Genomic DNA, 3,605 nt, shown 5'->3' on the forward strand with positions numbered 1-3,605 from the left:
TTGTGGCATTACAATAATGAGCGAACTCATCAGGGAAAAACGTGCTGCGGGCGTACGCCGATGGCCACTTTACTTGATGGAAAACGGATCTGGGCAGAAAAGAATCTGAACCAGATGTAATCTGACAGACACCTGTATAAATAATAGGTAACTGTCAGATCAGGTCTGAGCTAGTACAGCTGATATCCACACGGTTCAGCAATACACGGTATTTTTTCCACCCTGTGAGTAATGCCGTCTCTTCTTCTGTTGCCATATCCAGATCAACCGCATCGCTCAGCGTTTTAATACGCGCATTCGCTGCGGTAAGACGTGAGGTTAACTCCCGTTGTGCCGCCCGCTGTGCAGCTTGTAATTCTGCTGCCTGCTGGGCTTTCGTGTCTGTGTGCATACTCGACTCATGGCTCCTCCTGTTGCCAGATGCATTCAGTTATCCGTCGTTTTCCTCATCGCGGTGCCAATGGTGTTTGGTACCAAAACCCAGCGTATTGTCCGTCATCTTCAGGGTATCGATCCGCAAGCGCCAAACGGGTGAGGTCGCCCCCCGGGCGATAGGAAAACGCTGCGTGTAGCGCTCGCAGGCCGAAACCGCCTCTTCACCTTGTAGCAGTAATGCCTGACCGATGAACTGCACGCCTTTAATCAGCATAACGGTTTTAGGTTGGCCGGCAATCGTCCCGGCAATCTCCGGGTAACGCAGCATCATTTCACCATGGCGCGTCGAGGTTTCTGTCATGATGTAGAAAGCGACCTCATTTTCGTCATAAGTATAGAAGCAGCTCGCACACCATAATTCCGAATCTCTCCCTACGCATAGCGTCAACACATGCAGCTTTTTCATATAGCGGGAAATGATCGACAGCTCATTTCCTTTGCTCATAAGGCCTCTCCTGGTGCTATGACACGCATGACACACCCGCGCACGTTAAAAAAAAAATCAGAATATTACGCATTACCGATTCCACCGCTATATACCCTGTGCTGTGTGTGATTGCACGGTAACACCTTATCGTAGTTCGATAAGTTACTCGTAACCTGTCATAATGCGTCATGGCGGTGAAAAATCAACCTGTTGTAATCATTACGCCGTGCTGTAATGCAAACAGGCAGCGTCACCGCTGCCGAAAGCGCAGGCCATGTCTTCATGGGTAAAAAGCCAGTGTGGAATCGGGAATGACGGATGCGCATTGCTGACGGCACACTTTACACGATGTGTTGGGAAGATAGTTTGACGTTGATGGGGTTATAGGGGGACGCCGTAGGCAAAGGGGAAATATACGCGTTTTACCTGAACACCGAGTATGACAGGCCGTCCCGCCAGAAGCGCGGGACGGTACAGGCACTTATTTACCCGCTGATTCCATACCCACCAATCCGACCTTCAGATAGCCCGCCTTGCGCAAGGTATCCATAACACGCATCATGGTTTCGTAATCGACGGTTTTATCTGCCTGGAAGAAAATGGTGGTCTCTTTGTTGGCACCCGTTCGCTCATCCAGCAGGTTGGTAAGTCCTGTCTCACTCACGGCAATATCACTCACATACAGCTGTTTGTCCGCCTTCACCGTCAAATACACCTGCTTTTCGGGACGAGGTTGCGGCACCGCAGTGGATGCTGGCAAGTCGACACGAATATCGACAGTCGCCAGCGGCGCCGCCACCATAAAGATGATCAGCAGCACCAGCATCACGTCAATGAACGGCGTGACGTTGATGTCATGCATCTCGCTGTCACCGCTCGTATCATCGTGCAAATGCATCGCCATAACTTAACCCATCCGCAGTTTTTGATTAGCCGCAGTCAAACGGTTACCGTTACTCGCAGCCACATCCAAATCGCGGCTCACCAGCAAAAGCACCTGTGCCGCCACATCACCCATCAGCGCTTTATAGCTGCCAATTCCGCGAGCGAACACGTTGTAAATCACCACAGCCGGGATAGCAGAGACCAAACCAATCGCAGTGGCCAACAGTGCCTCGGCGATCCCCGGCGCGACGACGGCCAGATTGGTGGTTTTCGTTTGAGCAATACCGATAAAGCTGTTCATGATACCCCAGACCGTCCCGAACAGCCCAACAAAGGGGGCTACCGCCCCAACCGTTGCCAGATAGCCGTTACCGCGCCCCATTTGGCGACCGGCAGCGGCCACACGACGATCCAGACGGAAGGCGGTACGCTCTTTGATGCCATTATTGTCATCAGAACGGGCGGAAAGTGTTAATTCATTTTGCGCATCGGCCAGTAATATCGCCGCTGTGCTATCGGCTTTAAAGGCCTCAACGATATCTGCCGCATCATCTAAGGTGCGCGCCTGCTCCAACGCCGCATATTCACGACGCAGGCGACGTTTTGCACCCACCAGTTCGACGCTTTTACCGAAAAAGATCGCCCAGGTAACCACAGAGGCCAGCAGCAAACCGATCATGACGGATTTCACCACCAGATCCGCATGCCGATACATGCCCCAAACGGAAAGATCGGTTTTCATAATGTTGCCTACACTGCCTTGCGGCAGAGCCAACGGCGATGCAGGCACCGCGGCAGCATCAGCGACGGTAGGGTCAGTCGCCGCAGGCGTCGATGCCGCAGCAGCAGCTTCTGGTGCAGGTGCAGGTGCACTGGCGGCAGCGGTGTTAGCAACAGGTGTAGAAGCAGGTGCTGCGAACGCATTTCCACTTAGTCCTGCTGATGTGACCAGCCCCGCCGTTAAAAGCAGAGCCGTCAACATGCTACGGGAAAATGCGCTGAACGCGCCGCGTTGTGTAAGCCACGCGGGCAATGCCTGGGAAGAAATATGACCAACAGCCGTTTTCACGCTGTGCCTCCACCTATACCAATGAATAGTACAACACCAATGAGCAGTGCAACGAATCGACGGGAAATGATAGCAAACTGAGCACGAATTGATAGTAGTTCTCATTACTATTTATGTTTTTTAGCACAAAAAATAACAATAGCCATAAGTGAAAACGCTGATTTAACGAACTTACATTCTATGACAATGCACAAAGCGTGTCAGTTACCCCAATAAAGTCAGGTTCTGTGATCAACATTAAGTTATTACACCAAGATTGATCAAAGTAGAGGAAGTTGTCTTACAAGCGGGCTTTGTTGAATAAATCAGAACTTGTAACGACTGCGCCCCATATGGGTCGATTGTTACGTGATGCGAATACTGTTCGGCATTCCTAATAGCGTGATCCGGTTAAGCGCTTTGACCATGGCCATGACTTCACCCACCTGAGCATCGTAGTCTCTCAGACTTAGATTACCACCCAGAAGCCTTTTGAACCGGAACATGGCCGTTTCAGCCACTGAACGCCGGTAATAGCCCACTTTCTTTTTCCAGATATCGTTACTACCGCTAATGCGCTGATTTGCAACAGCGTGGTTACGCTCGTGGTAGCGAACTGGCCAATATTTCGCCCCCCTTCGTGGCGGGATAAGCGGCCTTATTTTCTTCCTCAGCAGAGCATCATAGCGGCTTTGTTGAATAAATAGAACTTTTGGGTAATCATCGGAGCAGATCACCACAGTTGTTTCAAAATCAGGTCTCCATGGCAAAACAAAATTTTAAAATCACCAACTGGCCCTCTTATAACAA

At 50.8% G+C, this 3,605-nt stretch carries 4 protein-coding genes and 2 pseudogenes; 1 reads left to right on the forward strand and 5 read right to left on the reverse strand.

What is annotated here, in order from left to right:
* Positions 1-120, forward strand: a pseudogene (locus QZ506_RS00840) (IS481 family transposase); the annotation flags it as partial.
* 34 nt (positions 121-154) lie between these two features.
* Here the strand turns inward: QZ506_RS00840 and QZ506_RS00845 are convergent.
* The 5 genes and pseudogenes from QZ506_RS00845 to QZ506_RS00865 all read right to left on the reverse strand — a co-directional run.
* Positions 155-391, reverse strand: coding sequence for a tail fiber assembly protein (locus tag QZ506_RS00845; protein WP_291968388.1), 237 nt, complete (start codon positions 389-391; stop codon positions 155-157).
* Positions 392-430: 39 nt separating this feature from the next.
* Positions 431-880 (reverse strand): YhbP family protein, encoded by a 450-nt coding sequence (locus QZ506_RS00850; RefSeq protein ID WP_291968390.1) that lies wholly within the window; start codon positions 878-880, stop codon positions 431-433.
* Positions 881-1,343: 463 nt separating this feature from the next.
* Positions 1,344-1,766: a TonB system transport protein ExbD gene (exbD, locus tag QZ506_RS00855; protein ID WP_291968392.1), complete on the reverse strand. Its 423-nt coding sequence runs from the start codon at positions 1,764-1,766 to the stop codon at positions 1,344-1,346.
* A 3-nt stretch (positions 1,767-1,769) separates the two neighbouring features.
* Positions 1,770-2,816: a tol-pal system-associated acyl-CoA thioesterase gene (gene exbB, locus QZ506_RS00860; RefSeq protein WP_291968394.1), complete on the reverse strand. Its 1,047-nt coding sequence runs from the start codon at positions 2,814-2,816 to the stop codon at positions 1,770-1,772.
* Positions 2,817-3,160: 344 nt separating this feature from the next.
* Positions 3,161-3,487 (reverse strand): annotated as a pseudogene (locus tag QZ506_RS00865) (transposase); the annotation flags it as partial.
* Between the last annotated feature and the right edge of the window lie 118 nt (positions 3,488-3,605).

Origin of the sequence: Candidatus Symbiopectobacterium sp., assembly GCF_020054415.1 — a bacterium.
Classification (GTDB): Bacteria; Pseudomonadota; Gammaproteobacteria; order Enterobacterales; family Enterobacteriaceae; genus Symbiopectobacterium.